Annotated in this window: 18 protein-coding genes and 5 tRNA genes; 10 read left to right on the top strand and 13 right to left on the bottom strand. The window is 50.3% G+C overall.

Annotated features, from left to right (window positions below; translation table 11 throughout):
* Positions 1-33 precede the first annotated feature (33 nt).
* From WCV72_00140 to WCV72_00150, 3 genes are all read left to right on the top strand, one after another.
* The gene (locus WCV72_00140) at positions 34-630 is read left to right on the top strand and encodes a transposase (GenBank protein ID MFA6457787.1); all 597 of its coding nucleotides are present in this window, start codon (positions 34-36) and stop codon (positions 628-630) included.
* On the top strand, positions 627-2,621 hold the full coding sequence (uvrB, locus tag WCV72_00145) for an excinuclease ABC subunit UvrB (GenBank protein ID MFA6457788.1): 1,995 nt from the start codon (positions 627-629) through the stop codon (positions 2,619-2,621). Before WCV72_00140 ends, uvrB begins: the two co-directional genes overlap by 4 nt.
* 64 nt (positions 2,622-2,685) lie before the next feature.
* Positions 2,686-3,045, top strand: a complete 360-nt coding sequence (locus WCV72_00150; GenBank protein MFA6457789.1) for a hypothetical protein — start codon at positions 2,686-2,688, stop codon at positions 3,043-3,045.
* Between the two features lie 152 nt (positions 3,046-3,197).
* Here WCV72_00150 and WCV72_00155 read toward each other — a convergent pair.
* Positions 3,198-3,274, bottom strand: a tRNA-Ile gene (locus WCV72_00155).
* Between the two features lie 210 nt (positions 3,275-3,484).
* On the opposite strand from WCV72_00155, the gene queA reads away from it, so the two are divergent.
* The 5 genes from queA (at position 3,485) to WCV72_00180 (ending at position 5,465) form a co-directional block, all read left to right on the top strand.
* Positions 3,485-4,522, top strand: a complete 1,038-nt coding sequence (queA, locus tag WCV72_00160; protein ID MFA6457790.1) for a tRNA preQ1(34) S-adenosylmethionine ribosyltransferase-isomerase QueA — start codon at positions 3,485-3,487, stop codon at positions 4,520-4,522.
* Between the two features lie 93 nt (positions 4,523-4,615).
* A tRNA-Ser gene (locus WCV72_00165) sits at positions 4,616-4,705 on the top strand.
* 58 nt (positions 4,706-4,763) lie between these two features.
* A complete protein-coding gene (locus tag WCV72_00170; protein ID MFA6457791.1) occupies positions 4,764-5,264 on the top strand; it encodes a Gmad2 immunoglobulin-like domain-containing protein in 501 nt (166 codons plus the stop codon).
* A gap of 25 nt (positions 5,265-5,289) precedes the next feature.
* A tRNA-Thr gene (locus WCV72_00175) sits at positions 5,290-5,365 on the top strand.
* A gap of 15 nt (positions 5,366-5,380) precedes the next feature.
* Positions 5,381-5,465: transfer RNA gene (locus WCV72_00180), tRNA-Tyr, on the top strand.
* Here WCV72_00180 and WCV72_00185 read toward each other — a convergent pair.
* The 9 genes from WCV72_00185 to WCV72_00225 all read right to left on the bottom strand — a co-directional run bounded on the left by WCV72_00185 (position 5,466) and on the right by WCV72_00225 (position 10,487).
* A complete protein-coding gene (locus WCV72_00185; GenBank protein ID MFA6457792.1) occupies positions 5,466-5,612 on the bottom strand; it encodes a hypothetical protein in 147 nt (48 codons plus the stop codon). It abuts the tRNA gene before it with no gap.
* Complete coding sequence (locus WCV72_00190; protein MFA6457793.1) at positions 5,612-6,697, bottom strand: DNA replication/repair protein RecF; 1,086 nt, start codon at positions 6,695-6,697, stop codon at positions 5,612-5,614. The genes WCV72_00185 and WCV72_00190 overlap by 1 nt, the downstream gene beginning before the upstream one ends.
* Positions 6,698-6,706: 9 nt before the next feature.
* Positions 6,707-6,919 (bottom strand): hypothetical protein, encoded by a 213-nt coding sequence (locus WCV72_00195; protein MFA6457794.1) that lies wholly within the window; start codon positions 6,917-6,919, stop codon positions 6,707-6,709.
* The gene (locus WCV72_00200; protein MFA6457795.1) at positions 6,909-7,340 is read right to left on the bottom strand and encodes an NUDIX domain-containing protein; all 432 of its coding nucleotides are present in this window, start codon (positions 7,338-7,340) and stop codon (positions 6,909-6,911) included. The genes WCV72_00195 and WCV72_00200 overlap by 11 nt, the downstream gene beginning before the upstream one ends.
* Positions 7,337-7,672: a hypothetical protein gene (locus tag WCV72_00205; GenBank protein MFA6457796.1), complete on the bottom strand. Its 336-nt coding sequence runs from the start codon at positions 7,670-7,672 to the stop codon at positions 7,337-7,339. Before WCV72_00205 ends, WCV72_00200 begins: the two co-directional genes overlap by 4 nt.
* Entirely contained in the window at positions 7,669-9,195 is a 1,527-nt protein-coding gene (locus WCV72_00210) for a glycosyltransferase family 39 protein (protein MFA6457797.1), read from the bottom strand. The genes WCV72_00205 and WCV72_00210 overlap by 4 nt, the downstream gene beginning before the upstream one ends.
* Entirely contained in the window at positions 9,192-10,037 is an 846-nt protein-coding gene (locus WCV72_00215) for a decaprenyl-phosphate phosphoribosyltransferase (protein ID MFA6457798.1), read from the bottom strand. Before WCV72_00215 ends, WCV72_00210 begins: the two co-directional genes overlap by 4 nt.
* Before the next feature lie 10 nt (positions 10,038-10,047).
* Positions 10,048-10,299, bottom strand: a complete 252-nt coding sequence (locus WCV72_00220; GenBank protein MFA6457799.1) for a GIY-YIG nuclease family protein — start codon at positions 10,297-10,299, stop codon at positions 10,048-10,050.
* A gap of 111 nt (positions 10,300-10,410) precedes the next feature.
* Positions 10,411-10,487, bottom strand: a tRNA-Met gene (locus tag WCV72_00225).
* 174 nt (positions 10,488-10,661) lie between these two features.
* Between WCV72_00225 and WCV72_00230 the strand changes: the two genes are divergently transcribed.
* Together WCV72_00230 and WCV72_00235 are read left to right on the top strand one after the other, a co-directional pair.
* A complete protein-coding gene (locus tag WCV72_00230; GenBank protein MFA6457800.1) occupies positions 10,662-12,161 on the top strand; it encodes a ComEC/Rec2 family competence protein in 1,500 nt (499 codons plus the stop codon).
* 45 nt (positions 12,162-12,206) lie between these two features.
* The gene (locus tag WCV72_00235) at positions 12,207-12,791 is read left to right on the top strand and encodes a hypothetical protein (protein MFA6457801.1); all 585 of its coding nucleotides are present in this window, start codon (positions 12,207-12,209) and stop codon (positions 12,789-12,791) included.
* Positions 12,792-12,872: 81 nt separating this feature from the next.
* Here the strand turns inward: WCV72_00235 and WCV72_00240 are convergent, their stop codons facing one another.
* From WCV72_00240 to WCV72_00250, 3 genes are read right to left on the bottom strand one after another with little or no spacing between them, the layout of a single operon-like run.
* Positions 12,873-14,030, bottom strand: coding sequence for an NADP-dependent malic enzyme (locus WCV72_00240; GenBank protein MFA6457802.1), 1,158 nt, complete (start codon positions 14,028-14,030; stop codon positions 12,873-12,875).
* A 34-nt stretch (positions 14,031-14,064) separates the two neighbouring features.
* A complete protein-coding gene (locus WCV72_00245; GenBank protein MFA6457803.1) occupies positions 14,065-14,955 on the bottom strand; it encodes an FAD-dependent oxidoreductase in 891 nt (296 codons plus the stop codon).
* Between the two features lie 13 nt (positions 14,956-14,968).
* Entirely contained in the window at positions 14,969-16,075 is a 1,107-nt protein-coding gene (locus WCV72_00250; GenBank protein ID MFA6457804.1) for a site-2 protease family protein, read from the bottom strand.
* Positions 16,076-16,227 lie beyond the last annotated feature (152 nt).

Genomic DNA, 16,227 nt, shown 5'->3' on the forward strand with positions numbered 1-16,227 from the left:
TTTAAGCTAAAATTAAGCGAATCTAAATTTTTTGTGAACAAGCTTTTTCAGAAAAAATATCGCATCGCGTCTGCGCGCCTAAGTGGTTTCGATTATTCCCAGGATGGATATTATTTCGTGACGATTTGTACGAGCAGTCGAAAAAATTTTTTTGGTGAAATTAAAAATCAACAAATGTTTTTATCGCCAATCGGCAGAATCGCCAGACAGTGCTGGCAGGAAATTCCACAACATTTTCCATTTGTGCAATTGGATCAATTTGTCGTGATGCCAGATCATGTCCATGGAATTGTGGTTATTGATAATTGGAGCGGCGGCAATGAAAACATTGGCACGGATAGAGACGCGAATATTGGCACAGATAGAGACGCAAAATTTTGCGTCTCTACGAGTACGGGAAACAAATTCGGACCTCAGTCCAAAAATCTCGCCTCAGTTATTCGAGGTTTCAAAGTCGGCGTAAAAAAATACGCGACATTGAATAAGATTCCTTTTGCCTGGCAGCCGCGTTTTTTCGATAGAATCATTCGCGACGATGCCGAATTTAATCGTGTCCAGGATTACATCAGCACGAATGTGGCAAACTGGGAAAAAGATGCAGATAAAGAAGCGGTTAATCTTTACGAATGAATAAATTTAAACTCGTCTCGAAATTCGCCCCGGCGGGCGATCAACCGAAAGTTATCAAACAGCTTTCGGAGAATATTAAAAAAGGCGTGCAGGACCAGACGCTGCTTGGCGTGACGGGCTCGGGTAAGACTTTCGCGATTGCGAATGTCATTCAAAATCTGCAAAAGCCCGCGCTGATTATTTCCCAAAACAAAACGCTGACGGCGCAGCTCTGCTCTGAATTCCGCGAATTTTTCCCGGACAACGCGGTTCACTATTTCGTGAGTTATTACGATTATTACCAGCCGGAGGCCTACATGCCCGCGACGGACACCTACATCGAGAAAGACGCTTCGATCAATGAGGAAATTGCGAAGTTTCGCCATGCCGCGACGCAATCTTTGGTGACACGCAAAGATGTCATCATCGTCGCCTCGGTTTCCTGCATTTATGGACTTGGTGATGTCGAGTCTTACCGCAATCTCAAATTCGACATCAAGCTTGGCGAAAAAATCGCGCGCGATAAATTGCTGCGTCGGCTTGTCGATCTCCAATTCACCCGCGCGCAGTTCGACTTCAAGCGCGGTCAGTTCAATGTCCTCGGCGATGTGGTCGAGATTTATCCGCCCGACTCGGACATGGAAATCATCCGGCTCGATTTCTTCGGCGATGAGGTCGAGCGCATCACCCGCGCGGATCACTTCACGGGTGAGATTCTCGCCGAGATGGAGGTGGTGACAATTTTCCCTGCGAAGCATGATGTGACGACACCGGAAAAAATTCAGTCGGCTGTCGCGCAAATCAAAATTGACCTCAACCAAAGATTGGCGGAGCTCAAGCAACTTGGCAAAAATCTGGAAGCAGAAAGATTGAAAACGAAAACAGAATACGACATCGAGATGCTGCTCGAAGTCGGCTATGTCTCGGGCATTGAAAATTACACGCGCTATCTCTCCGGCAAAGCGCCGGGCGAGCCGCCTTCGACCTTGCTCGACTATTTCCCGAAGGATTATCTTTTGTTTGTCGATGAATCGCATGTGACGGTACCGCAAATCGGCGGTATGTATTCCGGCAATCTCTCGCGCAAGCAAACTTTGATCGAACACGGTTTTCGTCTGCAGTCCGCGCTCGACAACCGTCCGCTGAATTTCACCGAATTCGAAGCGCGCATGGGTCCGACGGTTTATATTTCCGCGACACCCGCTGACCACGAATTACAAAAATCCGGCAAAAAAATTGCCGAGATGATTGTCCGTCCGACGGGACTCCTCGATCCGCCAATCGAAATCAAACCGACTGCTGGGCAGATGGATGTCGTGTTCGACGAAATCGAGAAGACCATCGCGCGCGGCGAGCGCGTGCTCATCACGACGCTGACCAAGAAATCGTCCGAGAGTCTGACTGAGTTCCTGACGGAAAACGGCATTCGCGTGCGCTACCTCCATTCCGATGTGGTGACGATGGAGCGCATCGAAATCCTGCGCGATCTGCGCCTCGGCAAATTCGATGTCCTAGTCGGTATCAACTTACTGCGCGAAGGTCTCGATTTGCCGGAAGTTTCGACGATTCTCATTCTCGATGCGGACAAAGAAGGCTTCCTGCGTTCGACGCGTTCGCTCATCCAAACGATTGGTCGCTGCGCGCGCAATGTCCACGGTCATGTCATCATGTTCGCCGACCGGATTACGAAATCAATGCAGGGCGCGCTCGACGAGACCGACCGCCGTCGCAAAATTCAAAAGGCCTACAACAAGCAGCACGGCATCACGCCGAAGACGATTGAAAAAGCTGTCCTCGATATCGCGGGCGAGAAGCACGATTTCGGTTTGCGCAAAATCGATCCGAACAAAATCCCGACCGAGGCACTCGATGGCGTCATCGGCGAGCTGGAAGTCGAGATGGACATGGCTTCGCAGAATCTCGAATTCGAAAAAGCCGCCGACCTGCGCGATCAGATTGATGAATTGGTGCGCCTGAAGAATGCGGGGAAGACGAGGGTGAGGAAAAAGTAAAACATGCTTTTTATTGACGCAACAACACGACATAGCTAATATCGTCAACCTTTTAAATGATTCTATGACGGAGATTGACTCAGAACTATGGCGCAGTGGTGAACCCATTCCTCCACCATTCCCAAAAAAGGCTACAGATGTTGTATGTATTGAGAGCTGGGTTCCGGCTGATGATAAAGGCGAGTTTTCAAAAAGATGCCCGGAAAACGAAGGTAAGACTTTAGCGGCGCTTTATCCAAATTGTCCGCGAATTAATAGCATAGAAGCTGACGCATCGCCTCAGCCCTTGTGGGAAAACGACAAGGATCCACTGGTTTTCGATTGTCCTGAGGTTATTGTGCGGCGCAATATAGAATTAGCAAAGTTTGAATTTTTTTGTCGCAAGTTATCAGAAGGTCAGAGAGAGAGAGCGTTCGTTGTGTGATCGAGAAAGGAAGTGATTATCAAAAAAACCATAAGTCCTTTGCGGTGCCCGACCCAAACGGACGAGGTGGAGTGTGTTGTAATCTCATGGTGGGTGTTCGATTTTGAGATCGAACGACGAAAAGGCTCCCCGACAGGCGGGGAGAACCTTCGTGGTGGGCCCTCCTGGACTTGAACCAGGGACCAACAGATTATGAGTCCGCTGCTCTAACCAACTGAGCTAAGGGCCCGAGATGAAAAGATTTTAACTTAATTTGAAAAAGTGGATTGCTCTAACCACTGAGGGCCGAAGGCCAGCCTTTGGCTCTAAGGGCCCGAGATATTTGGAATTTTATCATCTAAATCCCCCTGCTCGTCGCAAAGCGACCTCTTCGAGGCTTCGCTTACTTCCCCCTTTGCAAAGGGGGACTGAGGGGGATTTTTCGATTAAAATTCGCGAAATGCAGACTGCGGATTTCGATTACGAATTGCCGAAAAAATTTATCGCGCAGCGACCAGCGAGTCCGCGCGATTCGTCGAAGCTACTCGTCTACGAGCGCGCGACGGGCGCGATTCAGCACAAAAAATTCTCGGATTTGCCGGACTTGCTCGAGCCCGGCGATGTTTTGGTTTTGAATGAATCGAAGGTGATTCCGGCGCGGCTCACGACGGTCGAGGGTCGGGAGGTTTTCCTCGCGAAAGAACTCAAATCTCCCCCAACCCCTCTTCACAAAAGAGGGGAGCAGAATGTTTGGGAATGTCTCGTGCGTGGCGGGAAGCATTTTCAAGTTGGCGATAAGTTTGAAATCAGTAAAAGCTTCACGGGTGAAGTTTTGGAAATTTTGCCAGACGGCGAGCGCGTGATTCGCTTCCATTCCCGGCATTTTCAAAAAGATTTAGAAAAATATGGGGCGAGTCCGCTGCCGCCCTACATCGAGCAGACGGCGAAGAAAGTGCCGCAGTACCAGACGGTTTATGCGAAGCGCGCTGGTTCGGTCGCGGCGCCGACTGCAGGGCTGCACTTCACGCCGCGGATTTTCCAGAAGCTCAAAGCCAAAAAAATTCAGATTGAAAAAGTCACGCTGCATGTCGGACTCGGGACTTTCGCGCCGGTCAAAGTCGATCAAATTGAAAAACACCCGATGCACGCCGAATTTTTCACTTTGCCCGAATCGGTCGCATCGCGCCTGAATGCTGCGAAAAAAGCAGGACGACGAATTATCGCGGTCGGCTCGACGAGCTGCCGCGTGCTTGAAAGTTGCGCGAACTCCAAAGGTGTTTTGAAAGCGCAAACAGGGGAGACGGATATTTTCATTTTCCCGGGCAAGAAATTCAAATTCATCGACGCGCTGCTGACGAATTTCCATTTGCCGAAGTCGACGCTGATTATGCTCGTCGCGGCTTTGGTCGGGCGGGAAAAAATCCTCGAGCTTTATGAGCTGGCGAAACGGAAAAATTACCGCTTCTTTTCGTTCGGCGATGCGACACTTTTACTGTAAAATATCGCCCTCGCGGAGAGATGGCCGAGTTGGTTGCCCGCCGGGCGCAGGGTTCGTGAGTTGGCAGAAAGCTGCTGAAAGAAAAATTTAAATGGAGAGATGGCCGAGTGGTTGAAGGCGCACGACTCGAAATCGTGTAGGCGGGAAACCGTCTCGAGGGTTCGAATCCCTCTCTCTCCGCCAGTTTAAAACGCTAAATTCTTAAAGCCGGAAATCATTTGTTTCCATTAATAAAATTTTTATGTCCAAAATGTTCTTACGCACGGCGACAGTCTTACTCGCGGCGCTCCTGCTCGCTGGCTGTGAAAAGCCTGCGCCGGCTGTCACCGAACCAGTTGTCACCGATCCAACCGTCGATTCGCCCAGCGTGGATGTGCCAGTTGTCGATGAACCAATCGGCCAACCAGCCACGGAAGACGACCTGATTCGCCTCGACCAGCCGCTGCCCGAGCAGACTGTCAGTAGTCCGCTTGTCATTAAGGGTGCGGCACGCGGCAATTGGTTTTTCGAAGGCAGCTTCCCCGTTGTTCTGGCTGATTGGGATGGGCTGATTATTGCTCAGGGTACTGCGACAGCTGAGAGTGACTGGATGACGACAGATTGGGTCGATTTCTCAGCTGAGCTGTCTTTTCCTGAACCGAGCCCTGTTTCGAATCGAGGCGCATTAATTCTCAAGAAAGACAATCCTTCCGGCCTGCCCGAGAATGACAACGCGCTCGAAATCACGGTCTTCTTTGAATAAGAATTTTTGTTAAAATCCAGCAAACGCCACCTTAGCTCAGTTGGTAGAGCGCCCGCCTTGTAAGCGGATTGTCGTCGGTTCAATTCCGACAGGTGGCTCCATTTCTTTCAAATCATGGGCAGGTTCCCGAGCGGTCAAAGGGGACAGACTGTAAATCTGTTGGCTCCGCCTTCGGAGGTTCAAATCCTCCCCTGCCCACCACTATAAAAAATAGCTTCTTTTTAATAAAAGAATAAATCTGTTGGCTCCGTCCGCCTCGGCGGATTCAAATCCCTGCCTGCCGGCAGGCAGGCTTCCCTGCCCACCAATCTTCGTCTCGCTAGGCGGGACTTCGACTGGCTTTGCCATTATATTTTCCTCGCTGCGCCGTTTTCGATTTGCCAAACGGTTTTTTCGTCCAGCACATCGAGGTGTTCGAGTTTGGTCGTCGTGAGGAAAGTTTGGTGGGAGCGAATCATTTGCATCAGGCTTTTTTGGCGGCTGGCATCGAGCTCGCTGAAAACATCGTCGAGTAGCAAGACTGGTTTTTCACCCAGGATTTTTTCAAGAAATTCGAGCTCGACAAATTTCAGCGCGAGCACGCTCGAGCGAATTTCGCCGCGGCTGCCATTTTCACTCAGGAGTTCTCCGTCGATTTCGAAAACCAAATCGGCGCGGTGCACGCCGTAATTCGTCACGCCAAAACGCAAATCTTTGGCGCGCATTTTCGTCAGATTGGCGAGATATTTTTCGACCGAGATTTCCTCGCCGTGAAAATTCACGAGGCGGGTAGTCAGCTGCTTCGGCGCATTCGCGATTCGGCCGAAATTTTCCGTGAGCGGCTTAGCGGCGAACGCCAAAAACTCTGTACGCATTTGACCAATCAGCGTGCCATGCACTGCGAGTTCCTGATCCCAAAATTCCAGCTCGTCGGCTTGCGCTAAATTTTCAATGATGCGGGTGAGTAGGGCGTTGCGATTTTTCAGCGCTTTATTATAGGCATTGAGCGCGCGGAGATATTTCCGCGAAGTTTGCGCGAGCAGGATGTCGAGGTAGCGCCGCCGCAGGCTTGGCGTGAGCAGGAGCAGATTCAAATCTTCCGGCGCGAAACTTACAATCGGAAAATTCCCGACCAGTTCGCTCGCGGTAATCTTTTTGCCATTTAGCTTCAAACTCTTGGCAGCCGTCGTCACGGCGATTTCGATTTTCAGCCTCTCCGCTTGTGAATTCTCCGCTTGACCCTCGACGCGAAAAAAATCCGTTCCGATTTTACGCAAACTTTTTTCCGTATTCGTGCGGAAGCTTCGGCCGAAGGCGAGGAGCGCGATTGCCTCGAGGATGTTAGTTTTGCCTTGAGCATTTTTGCCGACGAAGGCATTCACGCGCGGCTCGAAAACGAGATCGAGTTGCTCGAAATTCCGAAAATTTTGCGCGTGCAGCGAAAGCAGTTTCACGCCAGTATTTTAATTGATAATTTGCTCCAGGCGCTGGCGGGCTGCTTCGTCGGGATCAGGTTCTGATTCAGAAAGCTCCAAATTCAATTTCTTCTCAGGTCTGATTTCAGGCGGTAAATCCGCGCAGGGCAAAACAAATTCGGTCGAACCATCGACCGTCACCAAAGTCGCTTTGCCGCGTGTGATTTTTTTGACGAAAAGTTCGAGTAATTTATAAGGCATCGAGAATCGCCAGAATTTTAGCAAGATATTCCGGCGACTCAATTAAATCTGGCAGCTCGGGACGGTCGACCCACTTCCATTCCACGACTTCAGCGTGATCCAGCTGGATGGCAGTATCGTCTGCGAGGAAGTCGGCGAGAAAAATATGGACTTCTTGCCCGCGAAATTTTTCCAAGCGTGGATCAATTTCAATGTTGTCCGGCCAGTCGTAAAAATAAATGCCGCGCTCGCCGAGAATTTTGATTTGATCCGTCCCGACTTCTTCCCGAAACTCGCGCAGACCGGCTTCCAAAAAACTTTCATCGCCTTCGACGCCGCCTTGCGGTAGCTGCCAGGCGTGATGTTCACGCGGTTTGCGCACGAGCAAAAATTTCCCATTTCTGCGTGCGAGAATCGAAGCGTTGAGACGAAACGGTTTCATCGGACTGCCAAAATTATGCCGCCGAAAATTAGCGCAATGCCGAAAATCTGCGGGAAGCTGAGTGTCTCGCGCAGGATGAAAAAAGAAAGCGCGAGGACGATGGCGAAAGTTCCGCCGACGAAAGCCGGGTAGCCGATTGCGAGATTCGTGCGTTGCAAAAAGAGCGCGTAAAAAACGACATTCATGCCGAAGAGGAAAATCGCGAGCCAAAACAGCGGCTCGCGCAGTGTCGCGAGGGAAGCGAGGTGAGCGGTTCTCTCGCCGAGGAGTTTCAGCGCGAAGCTGGCGAAGCCATTAAACGCGATGCCGACGATAAAAATCAGGTAACTCATGGCGTGAATTTTACTGCAAAAACCCACCAGAAATATTCACTCGAAAATTGCGGGCAACTTCTCGCATCACCGGATTTAAATTTGGCTTGTAGTGTGAAGCTGACTCCGTCCAAAATTTTCGTGTCTCCAATTTTCAAACTCGTGTCGGCGAGCGGCAGGACATTCGATTTTCGCCAGTCAGGATATTCGCGGTACATTTCTTCCTCCAGCACGAAAAAATTTGGTTGTTCGTTTTTCAAAAATTGCAGTTGGTCACCGGATTGCACGAAAGGAATTGCGCGGGCATCAAGTGTGCCGTCGAGCGAAAGCATTCGGCGTTCACCAAAAAAAGCGGACTGGTCGACTTCTTTCAGCGCGATCAGGCTGTCGGCGGGCGTATTGTCGCGCAGCCATAGTCCGACGCCACGGCGCGTTTGGTCAAGGAAAGGCTGCTCGCAGCTCGTGATTGACGCGCGGCGTTCCAAAAATTGTTGACCGGAAATCAGGAGACTTCCCAAAACTACCAAAACTAAAATGGGTGTTTGCCACTTTTTGGGTAAGCGAAAAACTCCGAGAATTGAAATCAGATAAAAAAACGGCAGAGCCGCGAGAATGTAGCGGTAGCCTTCCGTCGTCGGGAAAATCACCGAGAAGAAAATCGCGTGAAAAGCGAGCCACGCGAAGATTGGCCACCAGACTACACGGTCAGATTTTCCGCGGTGCCAAAAGAATAACAGGAAAAAAGGCGTAAGCGGTAATAACTTCGTCACGAGAATTTTCGGAATTTCGAGTGTGAAGAAAATGCCGCCAAGTTCCTGCGCCCACTGTCGCGCGCGCAGAATCCGTGCAATCGTCGAGGGAAAAATCGAGCCGGTGTTCGCGAAAAGCCAAAAGTAGTAAGGCGCGAAAATTAACGCGGCAGGCAGGCCGACTGTCAGCAGCGCGCGCCATTTTTTCTGCGCGAGTAGTCCGAGTCCGAGGAAAGCCGTGAGAAACCAGGCCTCCGGGCGTGTCAAAATCGCGACTCCCAAAATCAAGCCGAGGAAAATTTCCCACCAGAGTGTGCGTGCGCGTTTCAAAATTTCCAAGTAAACCAAAAAACTTCCGAGCACGAGACAGACGAAGAGCGGCGTTTCCATACCTTTCGCCGCCCAAAAGGGCAGCACGAAATTGGTCGCGAGGAGTGCGGCAGCCGTGAGCGAGGCGACGCGATTCTGGGAAATTTTGTGCGCAAACTTAAACGCCAAGACAATCGCGAGCGCGACGAAGAAGCTAGCTAAAATTTTGACTGCCCAGATTATTTGTATGCCAAAAATTTTCCAAACGGGTGCGAGCAGCAGACTCCAAAAGGGCGAAGTCGAACCAGCGGAAAATTGTCCGTTGTAAAAAAAGAACTGACCGTCGGCGATACCGCGTGCGAAAACGAAGTGGATGAAGGCGTCGCCCATGACGACATTCCGTAAAAAATAAACTTGGGCAAACGCCAGCAAAATCAAAAGCGCGAGCCACGCGGAATTCGGAATTCGAGCTAAGAATTTTTTCACGCGAAATACAAAATGGCGAAGACGGCGAACATCCACGCGACGACGCTCGCGAGGAGCGGGAGATCATGAAAAAGTAAATCGGTCGGATTTTCGTGCGCGGACTTGCGTTCAATCAGTAGTAAGTAGCGCAGTAAACCGAAGACGACGATGGGTGCCGTCCAAAAAAAGTTGGCGGATTCGCTCGCCTGAAAGGAGTAAAAAAGATAACTCACCAGAATCGCCGGCAGTAAAATTTTGATCGTTGATTGCAGAAAAGCGGGCGGATATTTCGCGAGGACTTTGCGCGAGACATGTCCGGCTGTCTCGATTTCGCGCAATCTTTTGCCGGCGGCGAGCAGGAGGGCGAGGAGAAAAGTAATCGCGAGCAGCCAACCGGAGAGCGTGACATTGGCAGCGATGCCACCGGCGAAGATTCGCAGAATAAACCCGAGCGAAATGCTGAGCAGGTCGATGATCGCCAAATGCTTCAGCAATAACGAGTAGGCGATTTGTAAAAGAATGTAGCTGCCGACAACCACGATCAATGTTCCAAATTTCGTTGCGAGAAAAAGTGCCGCGAGGAGGAGCGCGCCGCTCAAGACGCTGGCGACTCTTTTCGGCAGTCGCCCGCTGGCGATGGGACGCGTTTTTTTGGTGTGGTGGCGGCGGTCGGATTCACAGTCCAGGATGTCATTCAAAACATAGACGCCACTCGACGCGAGACAGAAAATCCCGAAAGTCGCAGCGACTTTGGCAATCGAATCAAGATTCAAAAACTCGCGCGCGAAAACTAGCGGAACGAAAATTAACAGATTTTTGATCCACTGTTTTGGTCGGAGCGTTTCCAAAATCGCGAAAAACATTGCCGTGATTTTAGCAATTTTTGGCGAGAATTAATCTCAGCTTCTGAGCGCGTGAGAGTTTTTTCACAGCCGCTTCGCGCCGCAACGCTTCCGATTTAGTTAAAAATTTTTCCGTATAAACAATTTTCACTGGTCGGCGTCCGGCAGTATATTTCGCACCTTTGCCCGAATTATGCGCTTTTTCCCGTTCGACGACATCAAGCGTGTAGCCCGCATAAAGCGAGCCGTCGCAGCAGCGCGCGAGATAAAAGAAGTGAGACAAGGAAGGAGTAAGGACTAAGAAGTAAGAACTAAGGACTAAGTTAGTAAGAAGTAAGATTTTTCAAAATCTTTTGATAACTCAAAATATCATTATTGAGTCGAATGATGTGTTTGGTGGCACGGGGTGGAATTGAACCACCGACCTTGGGTTTATGAGTCCCACGCTCTAACCATCTGAGCTACCGTGCCATTTTTTAAGAATTCGTATTTGATGAGTCCCACGCTCTAACCATCTGAGCTACCGTGCCATTTCTTCAAAATTTTTTGCGGACAGATTGAGATTTTCTCACACACGGGCTCATAAGTCTCGTGTGCACCGCGACGACCGTGCCGAGGTTCGCTTATTTTATTAAAATGCTACCCGTGCGACAACCCAAAAAGTCGGCGCTCACAGTTATCTTTTTTGGTGCGTTTTTGGTTGGCAGTGGTCTTGCGGAATTCATCCGGCTTGATTTTCGGATTTTAATTTTCGCTTTAGTTGTCGCGCTGATTCTTAGCTTGTTGCGCGAAAGACTGCCGCTGATTTTATTCGCGACCTGCGCACTTATTGGATTGGTTTTGGGTTTTACGCGTTTTCAGTTTTCTGTGAGTGAGTCACCTGACGCACTGGCACACTTCAATGACCGCGACCATAAAATTGAGCTTGTCGGGACTGTCGCCGAGGAACCGGATCGACGGAGCGACCATGCGAAATACACTATTGAAGCTTCCTCGGTGCGCGATGGTGAGATTGCAGAAAGCGCGAGCGGGCGAGTCTTGATCAAGACGGACTTACTGCCCGAATATTTTTACGGCGACGAACTACGACTGACGGGCAAACTCGAAACACCTTTCGAAACGGACGAATTCAGCTACCGCGATTACCTCGATCGCTTCGGCATCGGCTCAGTGCTTTATCGTCCGAAGATTGAAAAAATTTCCGCCAACAACCGAAATCCGATTTTCACTTGGCTGTTCGCTTTCAAAAAAAGTTTCGAAGATAAGATCAATCAAATTTTTCCTGAGCCGACGGCGAGTCTCGAGGCGGGGCTTTTGATTGGGTCGCGCCGCGGGATTCCGGACGCTGTGCTGGCGGACTTCAATGTCGCCGGACTTACGCACATCATCGCCATCAGCGGTTACAACATTGCGCTCGTGATTGCTTTCATCACTGCGCTCTTCGGTTCATTCGTGCCGCGGAAATTTCAATTTCCACTCGCGGTTGTTTTGGTCACCGCATTCACTCTGCTCGTCGGGGCGGGACCGGCAGTCGTGCGCGCAGCCATCATGGGCTTGCTCGCTTTCTTCGCGCTGACGAGCGGGCGGCAGTATCATGTCGGTCTCGCTTTCGTGCTTACGGCAGCAGCGATGGTTTTTTGGAATCCGAAAATTTTGCTGCACGATGTTTCTTTCCAGCTCTCTTTCGCCGCGGTCGCCGGCTTAATCTTCGTCGGTCCAATCCTGGAAAAATATTTCGCCAAAGTCCCGAATAAGTTTGCGATTCGCGACAGTCTTCTTCTCACACTGTCCGCGCAAATTACGGCTGTGCCACTCATCGTCTTTTACTTCGCGCGGCTGTCGCTCGTCGCGCCACTCGCGAATCTGCTCGTCGCGCCGGCAATCCCACTCGCGATGTTGACGGGATTCATCGCGGTCGGACTCGGCGCGATTTTTCTCCCGGCAGGCATGCTCGTCGGTTTCGTCGCCTACGGTTTGCTTGAATATATTCTTTTCGTCGCGCGAGAATTGGCAGCGCTGCCGCTCGCGAGCGTCGAGGTGGGGAATTTCGGAATTGCAGCAGTGGTGCTTTATTATCTCGCGCTGATTGGTTTTTTGGCTTGGAGGAATAAGAAAGTTGCTCAACAGGAAAAGGTTATAATTTGACGAAACAGCAAATAGACTTAAAATACAAGCTTATAATTTTAAAAAATGAATAATGCGAATACGCTAAAGACCGATGTCGAAGTTCTGCCAGCAGAAGACAAGGAAATTTTCAAGGGTCACCGGGTTAATGAGGGGTCACGCGCTGCTGCGAGGATTGATCAAGTCTTGAAATTTCTTTCTAAACGCAAAGTAAATATCAGCCGGGAAGATCTTCATGAATTAAGTACTAAGATCGGAAAAGACTTTTTCGCCGCCCATGAAAGCGACTCTGATTGGTACGAGGGTCCGGATAACTATTATCAGAAAGGACGAGGATTTGAGGCGATTGAAATCGAAGAAAATTCTGTTGATGTGCCCGGGATTCAAGTGCTCGGAGTGTCTGCTAAAAATCGTGACACTGGTCGTAGTTTTTGCGCCAATCCGCGTGTTGTTTGCAAATCAGACAATGATAAATTATTGTGGATGCTGCTTGAATTATTGGGACGAGAATACTTAAATTTTCTCGACGATGGTCATTCCTTGGAGTTTGGTAGTTTTAAGTTGCTACTAGAAGAAGAACAACTTGTAGAAAAGCTCCAAGAGATGTTGGCTAGATTGAGAGGCAGAGAGCAAGTAGCAAAAATTATTTAGTCTGCTTTTTCTTGAAATTAGCACCGATGTTTTTGAGGGACTAAACAAAAGAGCCGAATAATAGCTAGTTTACAAAATTTCTCAGCACTTCACCGCTACACGGCGGACAGCGGCGGCGACTTTTTTCGCGACGGTTTTGTCGAGCGCGCTCGGCACGATTTTATTCGCCGAGGGATTTGGCACGCAACGCGCGATGGCGAGCGCGACTTCCATTTTCACTTTCTCGGTAATCCAGCAGCGGCAGTCGAGCGCCCCGCGGAAAATTCCGGGGAAGGCGAGGACATTATTAATCTGATTCGGGAAGTCGGAACGACCAGTCGCGATGACAGCGGCACCAGCTTTCTTCGCAGCGTCGGGGAGAATTTCTGGATCGGGATTCGCCATCGCGAAGATGATTGCCTTGTCCGCCATCGACTGCACCATTTTCGGCGTGACGGCGTCTTTCGCGCTCACACCGATGAAGACATCGGCGCCTTTGAGCGCGTCGGCGAGCGAGCCTTTTGTCATCGAGCGATTCGTCACTTTCGCGAGCTCAACTTTGAAATGATTCATGTTGTCCTGGCGACCTTCGTAAATCGCACCCGCGCGGTCGCACATCACGACATCCTTCACGCCGTATTTCAAAAGCAATTTCGCGCACGCCGTGCCGGCTGCACCGGCGCCATTAAACACGACATGCAGGTCGGCGATTTTTTTGCCGACGACTTTCGCGGCGTTGATGAGTCCGGCGAGCACGACGATGGCAGTGCCGTGTTGGTCATCGTGAAAAATTGGAATTTTGGGCAGGCGTTTTTTCAGTTCATTTTCAATCTCGAAACAGCGCGGCGCAGAGATGTCTTCCAAATTTATTCCACCGTAAGCTGGTGCGATTTTCGTCACGATTTCGATGATTTCTTTGGGATCTTTCGTCGAGAGACAGATGGGCACGCAGTCCACGCCGCCGAACATTTTGAACAAAACCGATTTACCTTCCATCACTGGCAGCGCGGCTTCCGGTCCGATGTCGCCGAGTCCGAGCACGGCTGTGCCATCTGTGACGATCATGATCGTGTTGCCCTTCCAGCAATAATCGTAAGCCTTTTCGATGTCTTGCGCGATTTCGAGACAAGGTTTCGCGACGCCGGGCGTGTAGGCGAGACCGAGCTCTTCTTTGCTGCGGATTTTTTTCTTCAGACTAATTTCGATCTTGCCACGCAGCTTGCGATGGTAGTCGAGCGCGAGTTTTTTGAGGTCAGACATAATAAGGAGTAAGGATTAAGGATTAAGAAGTAAGCTATTTTTGTAAAAATTCAAAAGCCTGGTTGGCGGCGTGCGCGCCTTCGGCGACACCGGTGATGGCCTGTTTCCAATCAGCATCGGTGACATCGCCTGCTGCGAAAACCCCGGCGATATTCGTACGGGCGAAACGATCAATTTTGATTTCACCTTTTTCGTTCAAGGTGATGCCTAATTTTTTCGCGAGCTCATTGCGCGGGAGTCGTCCGATCTCGATGAAAATGCCGTCAAGTTTTATTTTTTCGCCTGAGTCCAATTTCACCCCTTCGACTTTTTCTTGCCCGAAAATTTCAACAACATTCACACAACACTTGGTTTCGATATTTTTTTTCGAATCGAGTCGGCGCAAATTAATCGGTTCGGCGCCTAGATTTTTTCCGCGGTACAAGATCCAAACTTTTGCTGCGTGTTCTGCGGCAATCAAACTTTCCTTCACCGCTGAGTCGCTTCCGCCGACGAGGGCGACGGTTTTGCCTTTGTAAAAAGGTGCATCGCAGGTCGCGCAATAGCTCACGCCTTTGTGTTCGAATTCCGCCGAGCCGGGGACTTCCAGCTTGCGATGCTCGGTGCCGGTCGCGAGAATAATTGTTTTTGCTTCGAACACTTCCTGTTTAGTTTTGACGCGAAAACCCTGCGGGATTTTTTCGACTGATTCGACGCGCGTACTGCGAAAATCCGCCCCTAAACCTTTGGCGTGGTCGAGCAGATTTTGGGCGAGCTGAAATCCGCTTAAACTTTTGGACCCGGGATAATTCTCAACGAGATGCGTGAGCGTGATGGTCCCGCCCTCGGCGTCGCCGATGACCAGAGTCTGCATCTCAAAACGGCGCGCATAAATCGCCGCGCCGCAACCAGCGACTCCACTGCCGATGATGATCAAGTCGTACATGTTGCTGCTGATTTTACCGGAAAATATCTTGCCATGAAATCACGACGAGCAGTGTGAGCAAGAGAATATAGCCCGCCGCATGGATTTTGGCTTCTAATTTCACACTCGGTTTTTTGCGGAAAATTCCCTCGAAAATCAGAAACAAAAGTCGGCCGCCGTCGAGCGCAGGAATGGGCAGGATATTGAAAATGGCGAGCGTGATCGAGAGCAGCGCGGCGAAATTGAGCAGCGCGAGTAGGCTGCTCGCCCGGTAATAAGTTTCTTTCGCGATGGCGACCGGTCCGCCGATACCCTCGGGCATCTGTCCGTGAATCAGTCCGCCGAAAAGTCCGCCGATTGATTGGACGATTAGGACCGTGAGTCGTCCGGTCTCCTTGCCGGCTTCGATGATTGAAATTGGGAAAGGATAACGCAGCTCGATAGCCGTGAGCGGTCCGGAAATTTCCACGCCGATTTCGCCAGCAGCATTCGGTGTGAGTGTTGTCTCGAGGGTCGCTTTGCGACGAATGATGGAAATCAGAGTGGGTTCATTCGCATGTTTCCGCAGCAGACTTTTGAATCCGTCAGCATCGGCAAAATTTTCACCATTTACAGCTGAGATGAAATCGTAAGGTTTCAGCTCGCTTTGCGCTGCTGCACTGTCTGGCAGCACTTTACTCACGAGCATGCCGAGCGGTTCTGAGCTGACGAATTCCGCCTGGGGATTCCCCGTGAGTGTCGCGTCGATCTGGTCGCTCGGAGTGAGCACAGTCATCCCGACCGAAAAAACAATCGCGAGCAGGACGAAGCCAGTCAATAAATTCATCGTCACGCCGGCGCAGACGATCACGATGCGCTGCCAAACTTTTTTCGTCGCGAAAGAATCTTTCCCTTGCAAAAATTTCCGCTCGCTCGCGTCCTCGCCTTTCATCCTGACGAAGCCGCCGAGCGGCAACCAATTCAAAGTGTATTCGGTTTTCTTCTTGTCGCGCCAAAGTTTCTTCGCTTGTGGCGGGAGACCGAGTCCGAATTCTTCAACCTTCACACTGAAAAATCGCGCCATCGTAAAGTGACCGAATTCGTGCACCAAGATCAGCAAAGAAAAAATAACGATAAAAGCGATGATGGCAGCGAAAAGCATAAGGTGATTTTATCAGATTTTAGGATTGCGCTTTTGTTTTCGAATCAGCCTTTGTTTTTCCTGCGCATTAGTTTTGCGAGCTTGGTTTTCTGCGACAAAGACTATCACCGAAAAAACAACGATAAACATGGCACCAATCGCAATAATTAAGA

This window comes from Patescibacteria group bacterium, assembly GCA_041665585.1.
In the GTDB taxonomy this organism is placed as follows: Bacteria; Patescibacteriota; Gracilibacteria; order JAHISY01; family JAHISY01; genus JAHISY01.